The 19,070-nt window shown below is 65.8% G+C and carries 17 protein-coding genes and 3 pseudogenes; 7 read left to right on the top strand and 13 right to left on the bottom strand.

Annotation, left to right across the window (positions count from 1 at the left end; all coding sequences use genetic code 11):
• Nucleotides 1-145: 145 nt before the first annotated feature.
• The 3 genes from F6J84_RS11310 to F6J84_RS11300 are packed head-to-tail and all read left to right on the top strand — an operon-like array spanning nt 146 to nt 2,279.
• Nucleotides 146-709 carry an SGNH/GDSL hydrolase family protein gene (locus F6J84_RS11310; RefSeq protein ID WP_150973816.1) on the top strand — a complete coding sequence of 188 codons (564 nt, stop codon included), beginning with the start codon at nt 146-148 and terminating at the stop codon, nt 707-709.
• Between the two features lie 35 nt (nt 710-744).
• Nucleotides 745-1,536, top strand: coding sequence for an ABC transporter permease (locus F6J84_RS11305; protein WP_150973814.1), 792 nt, complete (start codon nt 745-747; stop codon nt 1,534-1,536).
• A complete protein-coding gene (locus tag F6J84_RS11300) occupies nt 1,536-2,279 on the top strand; it encodes an ABC transporter ATP-binding protein (RefSeq protein WP_150973812.1) in 744 nt (247 codons plus the stop codon). The genes F6J84_RS11305 and F6J84_RS11300 overlap by 1 nt, the downstream gene beginning before the upstream one ends.
• Before the next feature lie 37 nt (nt 2,280-2,316).
• Here the strand turns inward: F6J84_RS11300 and F6J84_RS15835 are convergent, their stop codons facing one another.
• Entirely contained in the window at nt 2,317-2,502 is a 186-nt protein-coding gene (locus F6J84_RS15835) for a fibronectin type III domain-containing protein (protein WP_420846198.1), read from the bottom strand.
• A gap of 37 nt (nt 2,503-2,539) precedes the next feature.
• Here F6J84_RS15835 and F6J84_RS11290 point away from each other — a divergent pair.
• A protein-coding gene (locus F6J84_RS11290) for an IS3 family transposase (RefSeq protein WP_150973810.1) occupies nt 2,540-3,795 on the top strand; the annotation gives its coding sequence in 2 pieces (ribosomal slippage) (nt 2,540-2,810 and nt 2,810-3,795; 1,257 coding nt in all).
• Between the two features lie 321 nt (nt 3,796-4,116).
• Here the strand turns inward: F6J84_RS11290 and F6J84_RS11285 are convergent.
• The 3 genes from F6J84_RS11285 to F6J84_RS11275 all read right to left on the bottom strand — a co-directional run bounded on the left by F6J84_RS11285 (nt 4,117) and on the right by F6J84_RS11275 (nt 7,842).
• Nucleotides 4,117-4,614, bottom strand: coding sequence for a hypothetical protein (locus F6J84_RS11285; RefSeq protein WP_150973809.1), 498 nt, complete (start codon nt 4,612-4,614; stop codon nt 4,117-4,119).
• A gap of 2,155 nt (nt 4,615-6,769) precedes the next feature.
• Nucleotides 6,770-7,519 carry a hypothetical protein gene (locus F6J84_RS11280; RefSeq protein ID WP_150973807.1) on the bottom strand — a complete coding sequence of 250 codons (750 nt, stop codon included), beginning with the start codon at nt 7,517-7,519 and terminating at the stop codon, nt 6,770-6,772.
• Nucleotides 7,516-7,842: a PadR family transcriptional regulator gene (locus F6J84_RS11275; RefSeq protein WP_150973805.1), complete on the bottom strand. Its 327-nt coding sequence runs from the start codon at nt 7,840-7,842 to the stop codon at nt 7,516-7,518. Before F6J84_RS11275 ends, F6J84_RS11280 begins: the two co-directional genes overlap by 4 nt.
• 163 nt (nt 7,843-8,005) lie before the next feature.
• On the opposite strand from F6J84_RS11275, the gene F6J84_RS11270 reads away from it, so the two are divergent.
• Complete coding sequence (locus tag F6J84_RS11270; RefSeq protein ID WP_150973803.1) at nt 8,006-8,962, top strand: DUF2599 domain-containing protein; 957 nt, start codon at nt 8,006-8,008, stop codon at nt 8,960-8,962.
• Nucleotides 8,963-9,091: 129 nt separating this feature from the next.
• On the opposite strand, the gene F6J84_RS11265 is transcribed toward F6J84_RS11270, so the two are convergent.
• Both F6J84_RS11265 and F6J84_RS11260 read right to left on the bottom strand, forming a co-directional pair.
• Nucleotides 9,092-10,333 carry a Fic family protein gene (locus tag F6J84_RS11265; protein ID WP_150973801.1) on the bottom strand — a complete coding sequence of 414 codons (1,242 nt, stop codon included), beginning with the start codon at nt 10,331-10,333 and terminating at the stop codon, nt 9,092-9,094.
• Between the two features lie 255 nt (nt 10,334-10,588).
• Nucleotides 10,589-11,224, bottom strand: a complete 636-nt coding sequence (locus F6J84_RS11260) for a hypothetical protein (protein ID WP_150973799.1) — start codon at nt 11,222-11,224, stop codon at nt 10,589-10,591.
• A 94-nt stretch (nt 11,225-11,318) separates the two neighbouring features.
• Between F6J84_RS11260 and F6J84_RS11255 the strand changes: the two genes are divergently transcribed.
• Nucleotides 11,319-12,206, top strand: coding sequence for a DUF2599 domain-containing protein (locus F6J84_RS11255; RefSeq protein WP_150973797.1), 888 nt, complete (start codon nt 11,319-11,321; stop codon nt 12,204-12,206).
• An 87-nt stretch (nt 12,207-12,293) separates the two neighbouring features.
• On the opposite strand, the pseudogene F6J84_RS15830 reads toward F6J84_RS11255, so the two are convergent.
• The 5 genes and pseudogenes from F6J84_RS15830 to F6J84_RS15710 form a co-directional block, all read right to left on the bottom strand.
• Nucleotides 12,294-12,509 (bottom strand): annotated as a pseudogene (locus tag F6J84_RS15830) (helix-turn-helix domain-containing protein); the annotation flags it as partial.
• A 123-nt stretch (nt 12,510-12,632) separates the two neighbouring features.
• Nucleotides 12,633-13,007, bottom strand: coding sequence for a hypothetical protein (locus F6J84_RS11245; protein WP_150973793.1), 375 nt, complete (start codon nt 13,005-13,007; stop codon nt 12,633-12,635).
• Between the two features lie 168 nt (nt 13,008-13,175).
• Nucleotides 13,176-15,353, bottom strand: coding sequence for an ATP-binding protein (locus F6J84_RS11240; protein WP_150973791.1), 2,178 nt, complete (start codon nt 15,351-15,353; stop codon nt 13,176-13,178).
• A 147-nt stretch (nt 15,354-15,500) separates the two neighbouring features.
• Entirely contained in the window at nt 15,501-16,766 is a 1,266-nt protein-coding gene (locus F6J84_RS11235; RefSeq protein ID WP_191905650.1) for a Y-family DNA polymerase, read from the bottom strand.
• A pseudogene (locus F6J84_RS15710) lies at nt 16,763-16,906 on the bottom strand (LexA family protein); the annotation flags it as partial. The gene F6J84_RS11235 and the pseudogene F6J84_RS15710, both read right to left, overlap by 4 nt.
• Nucleotides 16,907-16,926: 20 nt before the next feature.
• On the opposite strand from F6J84_RS15710, the gene F6J84_RS11230 reads away from it, so the two are divergent.
• The gene (locus F6J84_RS11230) at nt 16,927-17,187 is read left to right on the top strand and encodes a TFIIB-type zinc ribbon-containing protein (RefSeq protein WP_150973787.1); all 261 of its coding nucleotides are present in this window, start codon (nt 16,927-16,929) and stop codon (nt 17,185-17,187) included.
• 195 nt (nt 17,188-17,382) lie between these two features.
• Here the strand turns inward: F6J84_RS11230 and F6J84_RS11225 are convergent, their stop codons facing one another.
• On the bottom strand, nt 17,383-17,712 hold the full coding sequence (locus F6J84_RS11225) for a hypothetical protein (RefSeq protein ID WP_150973785.1): 330 nt from the start codon (nt 17,710-17,712) through the stop codon (nt 17,383-17,385).
• Between the two features lie 74 nt (nt 17,713-17,786).
• Nucleotides 17,787-19,043: pseudogene (locus tag F6J84_RS11220) on the bottom strand (IS3 family transposase).
• Nucleotides 19,044-19,070: the final 27 nt, after the last annotated feature.

Raw genomic sequence — 19,070 nt, 5'->3', positions numbered from 1 at the left:
GGCCGCCCTGGTGTCGTCCGTCCTCGCGGCGACGGCGCTGCTGACGGCGTGCGCCGGGCCGGGGCGAACTGCCTCGACGGGGACGCCGGCCGAGTCCCCCTCGCCGGCTGCGTCCGGGGCGCCCACCAAGAACTCCGGGAGTGCGATGCCCCTCGAGCCCGCTGAGCCCCTCTCCGTCGTGGTGTACGGCGACTCGAACACCACAGGCTTCTCCGGGGCGCTCGAAGCGGGGATGGCAGCGGGTGTCGCGTGGCCGGCCCATCTTCCTCCGGACGAATACGAGCTCATCGGCGGGTGGGCGGTCGACGGCATCACGACCACCCGGCTGGCCGACACGGCCGTGCCCGCCCCTGACGCAGACCTGCTGGTCGTGATGGGCGGCACCAACGACATCGCCGTCGGCACCCCCACCGACACGATCACCGCGAACGTGGTGCGTATCGCAGATGTCGTGGCCGCTCCGCGCGTCGCCCTGGCGGCCATCCCACCGTTGGACCCGCTCCCGGAGGAGGCGAACGTCCTGAACACCGCCCTGGCCGAGCTCGCCCGCACCCGGGGCTGGGAGTTCGTCGACCCCTGGGCCGGGATGCGGGATGCGGACGGCACATGGATGCCGGTCTACCGCACGGACGGCGTGCACACCACCGCTGACGGGTACGCCCGCGCGGGCGAGGAGATCGGACGTCTGCTTTCCCTGACCGCGCCGTGAGAGCGGGCCGTCGCACCCGGAATAGACTCGACATCGTGAGCACAGCCGCCGTCGGAGCCCCCGGATCGCCGCGGCGCTACCTGCACTCCTTGTGGCTGCTGTCCGCGCGAGACCTCAAGGTCCGTTACGCCACGAGCGCGCTCGGCTACCTGTGGTCCGTCCTCGACCCGCTCGTGATGAGCGCGATCTACTGGTTCGTGTTCACGCAGGTCTTCGGCCGCGGGGTCGGTGAGGAGCCGTACATCGTGTTCCTGATCACCGCGCTGCTGCCCTGGGTGTGGTTCAACATCTCGGTGTCGGACTTCACCCGTGCGTTCAAGAAGGACGCCCGCCTGGTCAGATCGACCGCCATTCCGCGCACCATCTGGATCAACCGCATCATCCTCAGCAAGGGCGTGGAGTTCCTCTGCTCCCTGCCTGTGCTGGTGTTGTTCGTCGTCGTCGCCGGAGCCACGGTCAACTGGGGATTGTTGCTCTTCCCGGTGGCGGTGCTGCTGCAGACCGTGCTCCTGGTCGGCATCGGCCTCATCGTGGCGCCGCTGTGCGTGATGTGGGGGGACCTCGAGCGCACCACTCGCCTGGTCCTGCGCGCGTTGTTCTATGCGTCGCCGATCATCTACGGCGTGAACGACCTGCCCGGTGCGTTCGCCGATCTCGCCTCGCTCAACCCGCTGACGGGTATCTTCACGCTGTACCGGGTCGGCTTCTTCCCCGACCAGTGGGACACGCTCGCCGTCGTCGTCGGGGCCGTCGCGAGCATCCTCATCCTGCTGATCGGCATCCTCGTCTTCCGGCGCCTCGAGCGCACTGTGCTGAAGGAGTTGTGATGGCTGCCGAGCTCGCAATCGAGGTGCGCGACCTCGGCGTCCGGTTCCGGCGGAACCGACGTGGTCGCCGCAACATCAAAGATCTGTTCGGGGGCTCCTCGCGACGTTCCCGCCCAGGTGAGTTCTGGGCGCTGCGCCACGTGTCGTTCGAGGTGCGCCCCGGCGAGTCGATCGGCGTGATCGGGCGCAACGGGCAGGGAAAGTCCACCCTGCTCAAGCTCGTCGCCGGTGTCCTGCTCGCCGACGAAGGTGACGTGCGCGTGCACGGGGGAGTGGCGCCGCTGATCGAGATCACCGGCGGATTCGTCGGGGACCTCACCGTGCGCGAGAATGTGCGCCTCATCGCGGGCCTGCACGGGATGTCCCGTGCCGAGGTCGCGCGCCGATTCGACGGCATCATCGACTTCGCCGAGTTGCACGACTCCGTCGACACGCCGTACAAGCGTCTGTCCAGTGGCATGAAGGTCCGGCTGGCGTTCTCGGTGGTGTCGCAGCTGGAGGAGCCCATCCTGCTCGTCGACGAGGTGCTCGCCGTCGGTGACAAGGCCTTCCGCGAGAAGTGCTACCGCCGTATCGACGAGCTTCTCGCCGAGGGGCGGACGCTCTTCTTCGTCAGCCACAACGAGCGGGATCTGCGTCGGTTCTGCACGCGCGGGCTCTACCTCGACAAGGGCACGCTCAAGATGGATGCACCGATCAATGAGGTGCTCGACCAGTACAACGCGGACTACACCCCGGGCTGAGCCTCGATCAGCGGCGGCATCGCGCTCAGTCGCGGGGTCAGCCTGTTTTCGGGGTGGTCTTCGCGGTCGGGGTGGAGGCGGGGGAGGTGCCGGCGGTGTTGGTGGCGGTGACGGTGAAGGTGTAGGCGGTGCCGTTGCTGAGCCCGGTGACTTTGACCCGGGTGTCGGTGGTGGTGGTGGTTTTCCCGCCGGGGGATGCGGTGTGAACCGTCCCCGGTTTGATGCCGTTTCCTTTCGAGTCTGGAAGGAAGATGTTGAGTATGCCGAAGAGGATTCCGGAGGAGACGAAGCAGCGGGCGGTGCGGCTCGTTCTTGATCACCTCGATGAGTACCCAAACCTGACGGCCGCGGGCGAGACGGTGTCGAAGCGGCTGGGGTTCGGTTCTGAGTCGTTGCGCCGGTGGGTGCGGCAGGCGCAGGTCGATCAGGGCGATCGTGCGGGGGTCAGCTCGATCGAGAATGAGGAGCTCAAAGCGTTGCGACGCGAGGTGCGGGAGCTGCGAGAGGCGAACGCGATCTTGCGGGACGCGGCGGTTTTCTTCGCCGGGGAACTCGACCCCCGACGGCGTTGATCGTCGCGTTCATCGACGAGCAACGAATCAAACACCGCGCGGTCGAGTCGGTCTGTCAGGACCTGCGGGAGCAGGGCGTGCAGGTCGCCGCGCGGACCTATCGGGCCTGGAAGCGGGCCGAGCCCAGTGCGCGGGTGCGGGCGGACGCGGTGGTCATCGACGCGCTCCTAGCCACGGTGGGAACGCCGGAGGGGTTGTATGGGCGGCGGAAGATGACCGCTCACCTGAGGCGGGGCGGACTGGTGGTCTCGAAACGACAGATCGATCGGCTGATGCGCGATCTCGGGCTGAATGGTCTGGTCCGAGGACGGCGGGTACGAACGACAGTCCCGGACCGTCATGCCGATCGCGCCCCGGATCTACTCGATCGGGACTTCACCGCCCAGGCGCCGAACCGCCGCTGGGTCGCGGACTTCACCTATGTCAGGACGTGGGCAGGCTTCGCTTATGTGTCGTTCGTGATCGACTGCTTCTCCCGAGCGATCGTGGGCTGGCATGCCGCGACCGTGAAGACGACCCCGCTGGTGACCACCGCGCTGCGGATGGGGTTGTGGCGGCGCGATCGCGCCGGCCACCCGGCCGTTGACGGGTTGATCCATCACAGCGACGCGGGCTCGCAATTCACGAGCGTGTCGTTCGCCGAGACTCTCACACTCGAAGGCATCGCCGCGTCCATCGGATCAATCGGCGACGCATACGACAACGCGCTGGCCGAATCGACCATCGGGCTGTTCAAGAACGAAGCGATCCGCGAGGGATCTCCCTTCCGATCTGGGCCGCTCAAGACGATCGACGACGTCGAATGGGCCACCGCTGGCTGGGTCGACTGGTACAACGCTAGGCGCCTGCACTCCACCCTCGGAAACGTCCCGCCCGACGAGTACGAAGCGGTCTACTACGCTGACCTCGAAACGCCATCCCACCCGGTGATGGCGCCCGCATAGGAGCGGCAGAAAACCGGGGACGGTTCAGTGGCGTCCGTCCGGACATTGGGTGCAGCCGAAGTGGGTTCTCGGGCGACGGATGCAGTATGGCTATGCGTAGTAAGAATGGTCGCCCGAGAAGTATTGAAGCGGAGAGGGTGTCGGCCCGGCCGCGAGGGCATTGGCGTTCGCGCCGACTATGGGCCGGGCCGACAAGTAGATCGACTGCACCGAGCAGGAAATGGCTTTCGTGGCGTTCGTACGGGCACTGGTCGCCCGAGAAGTCGAAGGGAATCATTCCGAGAAGTGAGCGCGAAATGATTTCGCGCGAATGTCGCAGTCCTACGCGGAGATCGATGCTCGCGGCCGACTGTTCACAGCGATGAGGCTGGAACCGGTCTGGAGGTAGCCGCGCACGCGCGCGGCCTCCGCCGGCGACAGGCCGGCGACGCGCAGGACGATGGTCTGCGACTGCAGATCCGTCACTGCATCGAGCAGCTCCTCGAGCCTTTCGGGAGCATCATCCATCGGGACGAACATCTTGGTCTTGTGGTCGAAGACCCAGCCGGGCATGGCGGTGAGCATCTGCTCGCGCACGGCCTTGTCGAGATGATGCCTGCGCGGGTTGGCCGCCTGGGCATCCTGGCGCCGCAGCGCGAGCTTGCGCGCCTTCCGATCGGCACGGCGTCGGCCCCATAAGGACCCCACCATTGCCACGTACTTCGCCGCAGCTCGATTGCTCTTCCTGGGCATGGACAAGGTCCCGAGATCGGGCACGTCAGGAAGCTCCGGCCGCGGCTTCCGCATCTCACGGAAGCCTCTGCTCTTGCTCTTGCCCATGGCGCCGCACCTCCTGGTCCGGATCGGTGAAACAGGGTCGATGATGGACCCACTCACGGAACCGTGAGGGACATCAATCGGACCCCCGGGTCGGCATCGCCGACCCCCTGTCACATCGGCACGAATCAGAACCTGATCGACGCGACAGCGTCGGAACTCTGAGTGCCATCTGTCCCTTCCTCAGCACCATCCGCGGCAGACGGCCGCGTTGTTGCACCGCGCTCCGAATGGACGCGGTCAACCGACGATGTCGGCGTCGCAGCGAAGCAGTGGCACCGCATCGACGGGAGCACCCGGAGACGCCCCAGTGGGGCGTCGAAGGGCAAGGAGCGACAGCTCCGCAGTGAGAGCCCGAGAAGCGTAGCGACGAGGGTGAGGGAGGCTCAGAGACCAAGCGCAGCGACGGTCTCAGAGGTGACCGAAAGCGTGTCGGCTATGCCGACCACCGGGCAAGATTTCGACGAGCGCAGCGAGGGAGAAAACGCCGCCCGGTGCCACGCTCTCTTATGCTCTTTTTCTCTTTCTCCCTCGCATCCGACGCTGCAGCGGTGGATCGAGGTCATATTTGCTGCTTCATCTGGGGAAAAGGATGGATACTCCCATCAAGTATCCTTGCCCGAACCCGCAGGGCGCGAAGCGGGGTAAGGATACTTGGCCATCCTTTTGCACCGGAAAGTCGGGGTTGGCGTGGATACCTGGTTTGGAACGAAGTGGCACCAGGTATCCATGCCTCGAGCTGAGCCTGCGAAGCGACGTCGAGGAAGGAGTATCCTTCCTCGTTCCACCCCGACGCGGCCGCGGGCAACGCGGCTGCTTTAGCCCTCGAAGCAGCGCATGTTGCAGCATCGCTGCGACCTCCCTCATGGCGCTCTGACACCATTCAGCGGGTGCGACGGCGCGTAGCGACGGCGTGCACGATGAGTACCGCGACAGGAGCGCAGCGACGCTTCTGAGCTCTTCTCTCGCCACATCGGACACGGCTGTGCCGTGGCCAGGATCCCCGCATCAGACAGCACAGAATCGGTCGCCAGACCGGTTGCCACATCGCTCTTACATCGAGCCGGGAGACTGCTCTACGCAGAGCAGCAGGGCTCCGCCGGCGGATGTGAGACCGACACGGAATTCGTCGCAGAGCACGTAGCGAAGGGACGCCACAGAGCTCGTCGCGGACCCCGTCACGAGTCCGTCCAGATACCGTCCCGGTGGCGCTGTCAGATCCGCAAGTGGGTGCCTCCCACACAGTCACGACTGGCGCTGTTCACGATTGGTTTCCAAGGTCGGCCAGAGCTCTCCGGCGCAGCCGAAAGAGAGCCGGGACGGGCTTGGAAACTGTTGCCCGCCACCCTTGCATCATCGGCCGAAGTAGGAGTTCAGGGGCGGACTGGTCCGACGCTGAGATTGCGCGTCCATGCCGACGGGGCGGTAGCCCCCGAGGACGGCTTTGGCCCCATCAAGCTCCGCTGAATCTCACCCGTGCGCCCTCCGTCGGCCGCGAGCTCGAGGAGAGATCAGCACCCGGAGCAGTCTCATCAGAGGGGGCGGGGAGCGGCCTGTCAGGCCTGGCGTATCCCTCCTGTGGAGGCCCCGTTGCAGTTCCGCCGTTTGCCCAGCTCCGCCGGGAAGGTGCGTTCCAGACGACGATGAGCACCGCGAAGAGGAAGTTTGGAGGAGCTCCTGCCCGGCGGAGCGTAGGGGCCTCTTCGCACGCCCCCATAGGCTCCACGGTCCCGTCCACATTCGCCCCTGTGAGCACCGATCCGGTGCGCAGCATCGGGAATCTGTGACCAGTTCCCGGCCACTGGCCGGCCACTCTGTGCCCACACGTGACCCGCGAGTGGCCCGCGAGTGGCCACCTGAGGGTCGGGGAGTGACCACTTCCCGACCACAAGAGCGATTCAAGACCTCGAGCGGGGCTGAATCGGGGGTTCCCACGACGTGTGACCAGCCACTGGTCACTGTGTGCCCACTGCGTGGTCACCACGCGGCCACGGCGCGCCCATAGACCCATGACGACGACGAAACGGGGTCGCGACGCCCCTCCGTGGGCGTCAAGTGACCATCCTGTGACCGTCTCGTGGTCACGGCGCGGCAACCACGGCGTTCGCGCTCGCGACACCGCCGGCGGCCAGCGCCGTGACGACGGGGAGGCGACGCTCTACGCGATCTCGGCGGTCGGTACGCTCTTCGCGCCGCGGCGGTGACGACGGGCGACGCGGATCGAGTAGAAGACGAGGCCCGTGCCGACGAGGACGGCGGCGACTCCACTGAGCAGGCCAAGCGTCAGCGGGATCGCCCCGAAGAAGCCGGACATGAACGCGATCGTGAAGGCCCAGTCCTGGCGGACTCCCGAGCGAGTGAACAGCGGCGCCATCGTGATCGTGAGGACCAGTCCCACGAAGGCCATGTAGAGCAGGCCGAGCGCCCAAAGGCTGGAGAGTGGAGGAACTCCGAGGCCGACTTCATCGCGCAGCATGCCGACCCAGAAGGTGCTCATGAGTGCGAACGCTGCGGCCGCCGAGGTGACCGTGGCGGAGATCGTCGCTGCGGTCCATCCACCCTGTGCCGCTGCGCGAAGGCCGAAGATCGAGAGGCAGAGCAGAGCCGGGCCCACCAGGAGCCACAACAGCGGTCCCCAGATCTCCACGCGCTGCGTGGTCATGGCCATACCGGCCGCGATCGACACCGTGCCGAGGAACGCAGCCACGATGGGGAGCGAGTACCTCGAGCGCTCGAACAGGCCGCCGGCGCGAAGCGCTTTGCGGTCTGCGCGGCTGAGCGGCGCTTCGTCGCCGCGAACGTCCGCAGCGTCGAGGTAGATGCCAAGGATCGCTTCACCGTGCTGCTGACGCCAACGAGACGGGTACCAGCGCAGCATGCGCTCCACGTCTTGACGAAGTTCGCTCACGCTGTTGCCGCCTTCCCGTTCGCACCACGCAGACGTTCGTGGGCCAGCCGCGCTTGCGCGGCGAGCTCGTCGGCACGAGCCGCCAGAGTCTGCCCACCGACAGGTGACAGGGAGTAGTACCGCCGGGTGCGACCGTTCACTACCTCCTCGCCGTCCTGGATGATCCACCCGCGGCTGACCAGCGCGTCGAAGCACGCGTACGCCGTCGCGACGGCGAGAGGCTTCCCGAGTTGCGCTTCGGCATCCTGCATGAGGGCGTACCCATGCTGACGCCCTGAGGCGAGCGAGCTCAGCACGGCGAACTGCAAATCGGTGACGGCCATGACGGCAATGTAGCACCGATATATCCCGAGTCGTCGGAATATATGGCGGACAAGAGTATTCCTCCGCTACCTTCGCATCCACGTCACCTGCCAGCATCCGCCGGCGACGGGGCGTCCACCACGGCGAGCCGAGATCCGACCGCCAGATACCGGGGGAATCACCATGAAGTTAAAACGACTGCGCACGTTCGCGGCCTCGGCTGCCGTCGGCTGCCTTCTGGCAGCGGGTATCGGCGGGGCGGCTTTCGCTTCGACCGATGACGAGCTGACCGTGCTGGATGCGCTGGAACTCACAGCACTGACGGACGAGGCGCCGACCTTGCTCAACAACGTCTCCGCGCCGGAGGACGCGGGGATCGTCATCCCGGACAACTCCGGCGAGCCGATCATCGTGGGATCTGGTGCGGAAGAGATCTCCGTCCAGCTGCCCGGCGCGTCGGTGGATGGCGAGGACGTCGGCGAGGGTCTGGTCGGATACGACGGCGGGGACGGTTCGATCGCCGTCCCGATCCCGAAGGACGACGGTTCGATCCAGCTCATCTCCGTGATCGAGGGAGCCGCCAGCCCCACCGAGTACCGGTACGAGTTCAACCTGCCCGCAGGGGCATCTCTCTCGGCCGTCGAAGACGGTGGCGTAGCCGTCCGCGACGAAGACGGTGAGGTCCTGTACGCCGTGCTCGCACCCTGGGCGGTCGACGCCGACGGCGCCGCAGTCGACACCCGCTATGAGGTGGACGGCACTGCTCTCGTGCAGCACGTCGCGCACACGAGCGCCAACGCGTACCCCGTGGTCGCCGACCCGTGGCTCGGCGGCACGTGGGTCCAGGAGTGGTCCTGGTACAGCGGCGCCACGCGCATCGCCATGACCCCGACCACCTTCGCCCAGTGGGCATGCCCGGGTAACGTCTCCTGCGCGCTGACCTGGCAGGGCGTCGCCGCGACAGAGCTTGCGAACGCTCAGGTGACGCAGGCGAACAAGAACAAGATCAACGCGTCCACGACTCGGAACCAGATCGGCTGCCACATGGTCGCCGGTCCGCTGAAGAGCCCGTGGAACCTGGAGACGAACAAGCCTGACATCGGTCTTCCCGGCTTCATCGCAACGCTCTGCAACCCGTAGAGCGACAGGGATAGGAGGGGGAGGGTCCGCGGACTCTTCCCCTCCTTCATGTCCAGGACCGAGAGCGAAAGAAGAACCCCCGCCGCCTCGAGGGCGCCGGGGGTTCGTCATGACCGGGCCGAGCCAGACTCAGCGAGAGGACATCCGACGGATCTTCGCGGCGTAGCCGTCGAGCACCTCGAAGATGCCGGCGTGCTGCCAGACACGGTTCCGGCTCCACCCCGTGGTCTCGGTCAGGACCCCGCGTTCGGTGAGCGTCTCCAGTGCCCGAAGCGCAGCCATCTCCCCGAGGCCGAGGACCTGCTTCAGGTACTTCGTCGTCACCGCGGGCTGGCCGACGAGGGTGGGCAGGATCTTCCACGCGGTGGCGTCCGCCCGGATGCCGGACATCTTGGCGCGCGACTCCTCGAGCTGGACGACGAGGTCGTCCACGAGCTCGGTTCCGGTGGCGGATGCGATCAGGCTCGCCGCGACGAACTCGCGGACGATGGGTCCGGCGTCGCCGGCCCGGTACGCGCCGAGGGCGTCGAAGTAGCGCTCGGTGTGCACGAGGAGGCCCGCTGAGATGGGCACGGCGGTCGATCCGACGAGCTCCTTGTTCCGGAGGATCGACTGCGCGAGCGCGCGGCCGGTTCGTCCGTTCCCATCGGGGAACGGGTGGATCGTCTCGAACTGGGCGTGCGCGACGGCGACCTGGACGAGCACCGGAAGATCCTCGCGGTCGATGAAGGAGACGAGGTCCTCGATCGCACCGGGAATGCGATCATGATGCGGCGCGACGAAGTCAGCGACGCGAGGGCCGGCTTCCCCTGGCCCGATCCAGACCTGCTCCTCACGGAAGCGGCCGGCCGCGATCGGGTCAAAGCCGCTCTGGTGGAGCATCAGCGCCTCATGCATCGCGAGGATCGACTCCGCGCTGATGTCGTCGGCGAGCCGGAGCGCGGCTTCCATGGCGCGGACGTTCCCGATTACGGTGAGCGCGTTGGCCTTGTCACCCTCATCGATCTCGGCGAGAGCGAGCTGCTTCGCCGACGTCGTCAGCTGCTCGATCTGGGAGCTGGACGCCGACTCCGTGCGCAGCAGGATCGCGGTCATCGGCCCGAGCGCCGGACTGTCTGAACCGAGCTTGCTCTGCGCGTGCTTGTCGAACTCGACCAGCTGACGAGTGGCGTCCTCGATGTTCGCCAGCTCGTCACCCGAGATGACCGGGGACCAGTTCGCGATCGGAGCTGTGACGGTTGCCTCGTAGGGTCCCGTCTGTCGCTCGACCTCGGCGCGCGAGAACATCTGTGGCGCGCGCGGCGCCCAGTCGTAGGTCTCGTGCGTGACCGCATCCACGGGGATGAGGGTGCGGGTGTGATCTGTGGGCATGCAGCAATTATACCAACATTTAACGGAATATGTGTTGGCAGGGTCTGGTGGTGGCCACACTTGAGCCGCCAGACGTGGGCATGAGCACCGGCGCCCCACGTATGCGGGTACAGCACCAGGAAGGAGCCGTCAGTCGCGAAAGAAGAACCCCCGCCGCCGGATGGCGACAGGGGTTCTCGATGGATGCCGGCTCGGCTCTAGCCGGGCGGCCGGTTCGGGGTCGCCCGCGAGTAGAACACGATTCCGCGGGATCAGTTACCGCGTGGTCGAGACGTCGGCTTTCTTGCCTGTGACGACCCAGCCCAGCGAGATCCATGCGTTCTTCCCATTGCGGATCGGCATGCAGACGGTCGCGGGATTGAACGGGTTCGCAGGCAGCGGGTCGAGCCAGCACAGCTTGGCGTAGTAGTTGCCCGTCCAGAAATCCGTACGGTTCCCCCACGTGCCGTTGGTAACACCAGTGGTGAAGCTGTACAGCACGGCCGGCGCCTGCGAGTGCCAGCATGCGACGGTAGTCCCAGAACAGCCGGTGCTCACGCCGAAGGTGCCGACCGACTGCGAGGATCTCTCCGCACTGAGCTCCTGTGCACTCATTGGCTGCACCGCGGTGATATCACCGGTGAATGCATCCACTGTCACCCGCTTCAGATCGTCGGATTCAAGCAGCGCCATCTCGCTGGTCGAGAGCTGCTCTACCGAGCCGATCTCGACCGTGGGGTCATCCAACGTACTGGAATCATCCGCCGTGGCGTGGGCCGGTAGCGCGCTCACCAGCGCCAGCGCGCCCACCAACAGGGCTGTGCTGAGCGTGGAGAGCCTGGCTCGACTTAGTCTCGTCATCGTCATCCCTTCGTTTCGTGGATACTTCGACCCCATCGTCTTGCTCGGCACGTGCCGTCAGTCGAGTTCTGTCCCAAATTCATGCCGTGCGCACCCCTTCCCGCTTCCAGACTGGGAGTCCAAATCCCACCAAGCGGAGGTATGTATGCGGTTCAAAGCATCAGCGGCCACACTTCTCGCGGGCACACTCGTCGTGCTGTCCGTCCCGACCGCGTCGTTCGCAGACAACGACTCACCGGACCTCATCGACGAGCTACGGGTCGTCGCACCGGACCTGGCGGAGGCAGCAGCGCCGGAGGGCGTAACGGCCTCGACGGTCGAGGACGTTACGGCGTCCGTCACATCGGACACCATCACCATCGCCTCGGAGGCTGGCGAATTCCGCCTTACGGCCGAAGATCCCGGGGACGGGAGCACAGTGGACTCCGTCCTCCTCGACGACGCATCGGCGCTGTTCGCCATCAGGATCGAAAGCGACATCGCCCCGCGGGCGTACGACTTCACGCTGGACCTGCCGGACAATGCCATCGTCGACGACATCGAGGACGGCGGGTACATGTACCTGAACGCCTCGGGGGAGTTCATCGGTGGAACAGCCGCCCCCTGGGCACGAGATGCCGAGGGGAAGGACATCCCGACGTGGTTCACGCTGGAAGGCAACCAGCTGACGCAGCACGTGGACCTGGATGCCGTGGCAGACATCGTGTACCCCGTGATCGCTGACCCCTACCAGGGATCGTGGCTCGTAGAGTCCGCGTACGTGACGAGCCAGAGTGGTTCGGACTACGTGGTTCGTGCAGTGCCGACCCAGTTCGGGCGGTACTCGTCAGGGGCGGCGATCCTCTCCTACCACAGCGCGGACTTGAGGGCCCGCCTCGGTAGCAACGCGAGCAAGGTCATATCGACGATCGAGAACCAATTCCACTGCCACGTGGTCTACAACTACGCCGGTGGCGGTCCCACGTACGACATGGAATCGTGGCGGGCGGACGTGTGGTGGTGGCTTCAGGCTGCCGTCGGCTGCAACCCGTAACAGCCGCCAAGGGTCTGTCACCTCGCCGGTGGCAGGCCCTTGCTGTCTGTTTGAGACGGACCCCGCCTCTGCCATCGCGCGGAATTCGCTCGGGAGCACACCCGTCCGTGTGGCGAACTGGGCCCGGAATGTCTGAGGATCGGCGAACCCGACCAAGACCGCAACATCCCGCAATGCGCGGGCCGGGTCCCCGGCGATCAGCACGCAGGCGGCCTCGACCCTCATCGCGGCGATTGTTGCCCCGGGCCCCAGGGAGTCGTGCTCGAAGGATCGTGACAGCTGTCGGCGTGACACATAGAGCATCCGGGATATCGTCACCGGGCTACATGAAGGATCGTGATAGTCCTGGGCGATCATCCCCACTGCACGTCGCCGCAACTCCTCGAGCGACGGGCTGGGCGGCGGCATTTCGTGATCGGGTGCCAGTCAGCTGGGCAAGGGCGGGAGGACAACCGCCCAGGTGGCGACTGCCGCGATCACGACGACGAGGATGGAAGCGGCCGCCAACCCAGCGGCCCAGAAGAACTGCTGCTTAGGCATCCGGGAACCCGCGATCACTCCGGTGATGGTCGTCAGTACAGCCCCTGCAATGCCTGCCCATAGGGCGTACAGGCCGGTTTGCCACGTCCGTTGTTCGTCGGGTGTGGGGTCGTCCACTGGCAGCTCACCGGACAGTGAGCCCAGCGAGCTTGCGGCCAGGATGACAGCGGCAACCGTGGCCATCAACAGCACCACATACGCAACGACCGCCCACACAGCGATGGATGACTTCGTCTCCTCGTGATGGTCCGGTGTGTTCACATTTCCCACCCTCTCAGCTGTGGACTCTGTGTCTGTAGTCCAAATGGGGGACACGTGTCATCCCGCACATGCACTGGTTCTTCCGCGGCCCTCGGTGCCGTCAGTCGCGAAAGAAGAACCCCCGCCGCCCGAAGGCGACAGGGGTTCTCGATGGTTGCCGGCTCGACCCTAGATGAGCTGAGTGGCGATGGTGGCGCGGATGTGGTCGATCACCGCCTCGCGCTCCTCCCGGAACTGGTAGATGGTCAGCCCGGGGGACTGAGCAGCCATCAGCGCCGGCGCGTACTTGCCCAGTGAGCCGTGCTCGACCAGCCACGACTGCTTGAGCGCGTGGACTCCGAGCGCCCAGGCGAAGTCCCTCGGTCCGTAGCCCGGCCGCGGCGTCCGACCTGTGCCGCGGTGCTCCTCGATCACCTTCTTGACGATCTTCGAGATCGCCTGGGCGACATCGCGGACGGCCACATCCTCCGTCTTCTCGATCCACTCAGTCCTCTGACGGAAGAAGCGATCGATCTGCGGCAGCTGGGCGATTGCGAGGTCCGCGATGAACCGCTTCTGCGAAGACGTGAGTGATCTCAGCACGTACTCGGTCTGCTTGGACAGGAACTCGGCGGCCGTGATCGCCCGAGCGCCGAGTTCGCTCCTGAGCAACGCCGCCGGGCGCTGACCGCTCGCGACCGCGACGATGTTCGACGGCAGCCGCGCGTCGATCCTCCTGATCTCGGCCACCGTGTCGACGATCACCCAGCGGTTGGACCGCGACCGCGTGTGAGCGACCAGCTCACCCACTGTCATCTCCCTCCTGTCGCGCATATGCACCGACAGGTCGATCACCTCGATCGGCGACGAAGAAGTCGGCGCCGGTGTCGAGCTCTGGTGCTTGACGCGGGCGATCCGGATGTCGTCCGGGTTCACCCACTCGATCTCGTCCGACGCAGCGAACGGCCGGGTCAACGTGTCAGGATCCGCCGTCCAGCCCCAGTTGTTGCCGAACCGGACATCCGCCAGATCCAAGCGGGACGCGACGACGGCGATCACGTTCTCGGCGCGCGCCCAGTTGGTGAGGATCTTCCGGCGCGCCTCAGGTAGCTTGTCGCGATCGACGAAAACCACCTTCGGCACGTTCTGTTCCGAAGCAAGCTGCGCAACATCTTCGCAGGACATCACCCGGGCCGAGGCGTGCTCCGGGGCACCATGGACACGCATCTCAACGGGAGAGGACTGAGCGAAGGGGACGTTCAGCCCGATGTCGTAACGAGGCAGTCGGTACGCCTTGTGGTCGTCTGGACGCGCGCGGCGAGCCCACGTGTGGAAGTGACGGACGAGGGCTCGACTCTTCAAGTCGGCATGGATGGCCGACATCGCCATCATGCTCGTGGTCGGGTCCATGAGCGTCTCGGCCAGGTCGTGGAACTGTTCCTGCTGCCACGCGTAGGTCAGCTCTTCGATCAGGCGGCGATTCTCCTCCGTGTCAACGATCGACTCGCGGTTCGGTGCGATGCTCACGTCCCCGACGGGGACGACGTAGAGCAGCGGCTCCTGAACGACCAACATGTCCTTCGGGATCGCGTAGCTGATCTGACCCATGAGCACGGCCGGCGACCGAAGAGACTGGTTGTGCACGACGGTCGGCCCCGAAGGCGCAGAGCCGCCTTCGAGGATCCGTTCCGACCATGTGGGGAGACCGACGGGAGACATTTCCCTGTTCGTGATGAGGGCTCGACCCTCGTCCCACCAGAAGTGGACGCGCGACAGCGCCTTCCACCACTTCTCGATCTTGTCGACCTCGACCGGGACGGTGATCTCCACACCGTCCACGCCAACCTCGTCGACGGGCGTGACCTCGTGAACGATGTGGTGCATGAGGTGCCCGTCGATGCGGGCCATGACGAGGGTGACCGAGACGCCGTTCTTGACGCCACGCACGACGAAGCGATCCGCCACGGTGAACGGGGACTTCGCCCCGATACCGAGGCAGCCGGCCGAGGTGTTCTCGTTCCGCTTCGTCGACGCTGCGGGACGGGTGAAGACGCCCACCATGTCGGCGGCGCTCATGCCCAGGCCGAAGTCGCGAACGACGAGGAACGGGGAATCCTCCGTGGGCATCGTGATCTCGACAGGCCGGGTCTGGCCGGCCGAGCGGTGGGAGTCGTCCGCGTTGACGTACAGCTCGCGGACGACGGCGTCCATCGGCGACGCGTAGTTGCCGATGAGCATCTCGACCGCAATCGACGTGTCCTCGGGCCGGATGGTCGACAGTACGAAGCGGTCGTCCTCGCCGAAGAGCGCCGGGTCGAGGTAATGCGAGTCGTCCGGGGCGACTCGCCTGGGTGCAGTGATCTTCATGGTGTTCCTGTCTGGTCGACATGTGTGTCGAACCGGGAGGTGGTGACCTTCCCGCGGGTGTGCGGGACCGGGGCAGACAGGGAGACCCTGAATCTGCCGGCCGCCTCCCGAGACAGCTGTGCTGTCTGGCGGTCGCCCATGAGCGCGTCAGCGCGCGTATACCGTCGCCAGCTCGTTCCAGTGCGTCGTCGCGCGGAGCGAGAGCATCTCGCGGCGCATCTCGAAGGCGGGGCCGAGCCTGATGCCGGCCAGGCCGAGGCCGACGGCGCTGTCGCCGTGGCGGCGGTGGATCTTGTCGAGCAGCTCGCCGACGCCGCGGCGGTCGTAGTCCGGCTGGAACGCCGGGAGGAAGCTGTGCGACTCGGCGGGGGAGAGCTTGTTCAGCATGACCCCGGCGCGGACGTACTTCACTCCCGGTCGGAGCTGACCCTTCAGGCTCTCGGTCGCCGCCTTGGCGATCGCGACCGGGTCGTCGGTGGGCATCCCGAACGCCATCTGCCCCCAAGCGGAGGTGTAGTTGTCGGCGTACGGCGACGACGCGGCGAACGCGGAGACGAGCCCGGCCACGGACTTCTCGCCACGCATGCGCGCCGTGGCGCGCTGGGCATAGACAGAGAGGACGTGTGCGACGGTGTCCGGGTCCTCCACCGGATGGCCGAACATCCTGGACGAGATGATCTGCTGCTTGGTCTTCCGGACCGGCTCGATCTCGATGCACGGGATGCCGCGGAGTTCGTAGACGATGCGCTGCACGGTGACGCCGAACGCCTTCTTGATCGCGCCGGCGTCCGCGTCGCGCAGCTGCAGCATGTTCTCGATGCCGCGGGCGGCGAGCTTCTGCTCGAGGCGGCCGGCGATGCCCCAGGTCTCGCTCGTGGGATAGTGCGCGAGGATCACCTCCTGCTGCTCGGGCGTGTACGCGGTCCAGTCGCAGACGCCGCCGAGATGAGGAGCGCGCTTCGCCCCGTGGTTGGCGAGCTTCGCGAGGACCTTGGAGGGTCCGAAGCCGACGGAGACCGGGAGGCCGATGTTCCGCCGAGCTGCTTCGCGGATCTCTCGGCCGAGAGCGGCGAGGTCGGTTCTCTGCTCGTTTACGTGCAGAAAACACTCGTCGATCGAGTACTCCTCGACCCACGCTCCGAACCGCTCCACGAGACGATGGAGGCGATGGCTCAAGTCGCCGTAGAGCTCGTAGTTGCTGGATTTCGCGACCGCTCCGTGATGCTCAGCGAAGCTCCGGATCTTGAACCACGGCGTCCCCATCTTGATGCCCAGCGCCTTGGCTTCGGACGTGAGAGCGACCACACAGCCGTCGTTGTTCGAGAGGACGCAGACCGGGCGACCCTCGAGTTTCGGATCGAACACGCGCTCGCACGACGCGTAGAACGAGTTCGCGTCGACGAGCCCGATCACGTCAGGTGCCGATGGATGTTGTAGGTGACCACGCCCCACACCGTCATCTCCATCTCGCCCTCGAGCCGGATGGACGGGTACTTCGGATTCTCGGCCTGCAGGACGACTCGGCCGGCGGAGCGGACGAGAGTCTTCAGCCACCGCCCTCGTTCCCACGTTCATGATGTTCACCCCGAGTGGACCGAACTTCCTGCAGGTTCTCCTGGCGTGGGTGTGGGCGATCGCGCTGGGTGCGGTGTCGTTCTTCTTCTTCCGACAGGCACAGAAGCAGGTGGCCAAGCGGCGTCAGATCCAGCTGATGGTCGACCAGAAGGTGCAGGCAATGCTCGACGGCCCGTGCACCAACTGCGGGTCGACGGCGTCCGCCGGCTACCGAGTGTGCGGATCGTGCGGACGCGTGAAGGATGAGCGACTCAAGTAACTCGAGGCCCGCCATTTAGTTGAAACACTCAATAATTGCGTTTGCCGATATTGGTGATTATGACAAAACATAAGAGGACGATTGGCATGTTCTGCATATAGTCCTCCTCTGATACGACCTGGATGCGGCCTCGGTAGGCAGCGTCTGCAGCTCTACGAACGATGCGTTCGATGCGAAGGCGCTCGATGTCAGCAACTACGGGGACGGTGGACGATGCGGCGGCGGATCACCGATCTGCGATGTGCTTGCTTCGTCGCGGGGATAGTTCGTGATCGGAGGGCGCCCGAGTTCGAGGTCCGAGTATCCGTCCGAGGCAGACAGTTCGGCCGATGGTCGGCGAGATCGCCGTGTACGACGCGGCAGATAGCGCACCAGACCGGCGAGTAATCCGATGACAAGGACCACGCACGCGATCGGAACGATCCACTGCGAAGCCGGCCACCTGAACGCGATCGACATCAAGATCGAGATGAAGCCCAGCGTTACAACGGCGATCACCACCGTGCTCTTCGCGATGTGCCCCATGGGCCCGACCCTATCCCGCCAAATTGCAGCACAATCATGCTGAACTTTGAACCGTCCCCGGTTTTCTGCCGCTCCTATGCGGGCGCCATCACCGGGTGGGATGGCGTTTCGAGGTCAGCGTAGTAGACCGCTTCGTACTCGTCGGGCGGGACGTTTCCGAGGGTGGAGTGCAGGCGCCTAGCGTTGTACCAGTCGACCCAGCCAGCGGTGGCCCATTCGACGTCGTCGATCGTCTTGAGCGGCCCAGATCGGAAGGGAGATCCCTCGCGGATCGCTTCGTTCTTGAACAGCCCGATGGTCGATTCGGCCAGCGCGTTGTCGTATGCGTCGCCGATTGATCCGATGGACGCGGCGATGCCTTCGAGTGTGAGAGTCTCGGCGAACGACACGCTCGTGAATTGCGAGCCCGCGTCGCTGTGATGGATCAACCCGTCAACGGCCGGGTGGCCGGCGCGATCGCGCCGCCACAACCCCATCCGCAGCGCGGTGGTCACCAGCGGGGTCGTCTTCACGGTCGCGGCATGCCAGCCCACGATCGCTCGGGAGAAGCAGTCGATCACGAACGACACATAAGCGAAGCCTGCCCACGTCCTGACATAGGTGAAGTCCGCGACCCAGCGGCGGTTCGGCGCCTGGGCGGTGAAGTCCCGATCGAGTAGATCCGGGGCGCGATCGGCATGACGGTCCGGGACTGTCGTTCGTACCCGCCGTCCTCGGACCAGACCATTCAGCCCGAGATCGCGCATCAGCCGATCGATCTGTCGTTTCGAGACCACCAGTCCGCCCCGCCTCAGGTGAGCGGTCATCTTCCGCCGCCCATACAACCCCTCCGGCGTTCCCACCGTGGCTAGGAGCGCGTCGATGACCACCGCGTCCGCCCGCAACCCGCGCACTGGGCTCGGCCCGCTTCCAGGCCCGATAGGTCCGCGCGGCGACCTGCACGCCCTGCTCCCGCAGGACCTGACAGACCGACTCGACCGCGCGGTGTTTGATTCGTTGCTCGTCGATGAACGCGACGATCAACGCCGTCGGGGGTCGAGTTCCCCGGCGAAGAAAACCGCCGCGTCCCGCAAGATCGCGTTCGCCTCTCGCAGCTCCCGCACCTCGCGTCGCAACGCTTTGAGCTCCTCATTCTCGATCGAGCTGACCCCCGCACGATCGCCCTGATCGACCTGCGCCTGCCGCACCCACCGGCGCAACGACTCAGAACCGAACCCCAGCCGCTTCGACACCGTCTCGCACGCGGCCGTCAGGTTTGGGTACTCATCGAGGTGATCAAGAACGAGCCGCACCGCCCGCTGCTTCGTCTCCTCCGGAATCCTCTTCGGCATACTCAACATCTTCCTTCCAGACTCGAA

Source organism: Microbacterium caowuchunii (genome assembly GCF_008727755.1).
In the GTDB taxonomy this organism is placed as follows: Bacteria; Actinomycetota; Actinomycetes; order Actinomycetales; family Microbacteriaceae; genus Microbacterium; species Microbacterium caowuchunii.
This window is presented reverse-complemented; position numbering and strand designations above follow the sequence as displayed.

Coding starts and splice junctions, on each gene's coding strand:
- F6J84_RS11230 (WP_150973787.1), top strand. CDS start 16,927: ATGATGTTCACCCCGAGTGGACCGAACTTCCTGCAGGTTCTCCTGGCG.
- F6J84_RS11225 (WP_150973785.1), bottom strand. CDS start 17,712: ATGGGGCACATCGCGAAGAGCACGGTGGTGATCGCCGTTGTAACGCTG.
- F6J84_RS11270 (WP_150973803.1), top strand. CDS start 8,006: ATGAAGTTAAAACGACTGCGCACGTTCGCGGCCTCGGCTGCCGTCGGC.
- F6J84_RS11240 (WP_150973791.1), bottom strand. CDS start 15,353: ATGAAGATCACTGCACCCAGGCGAGTCGCCCCGGACGACTCGCATTAC.
- F6J84_RS11310 (WP_150973816.1), top strand. CDS start 146: ATGCCCCTCGAGCCCGCTGAGCCCCTCTCCGTCGTGGTGTACGGCGAC.
- F6J84_RS11265 (WP_150973801.1), bottom strand. CDS start 10,333: ATGCCCACAGATCACACCCGCACCCTCATCCCCGTGGATGCGGTCACG.
- F6J84_RS11275 (WP_150973805.1), bottom strand. CDS start 7,842: ATGGCCGTCACCGATTTGCAGTTCGCCGTGCTGAGCTCGCTCGCCTCA.
- F6J84_RS11300 (WP_150973812.1), top strand. CDS start 1,536: ATGGCTGCCGAGCTCGCAATCGAGGTGCGCGACCTCGGCGTCCGGTTC.
- F6J84_RS11255 (WP_150973797.1), top strand. CDS start 11,319: ATGCGGTTCAAAGCATCAGCGGCCACACTTCTCGCGGGCACACTCGTC.
- F6J84_RS11285 (WP_150973809.1), bottom strand. CDS start 4,614: ATGGGCAAGAGCAAGAGCAGAGGCTTCCGTGAGATGCGGAAGCCGCGG.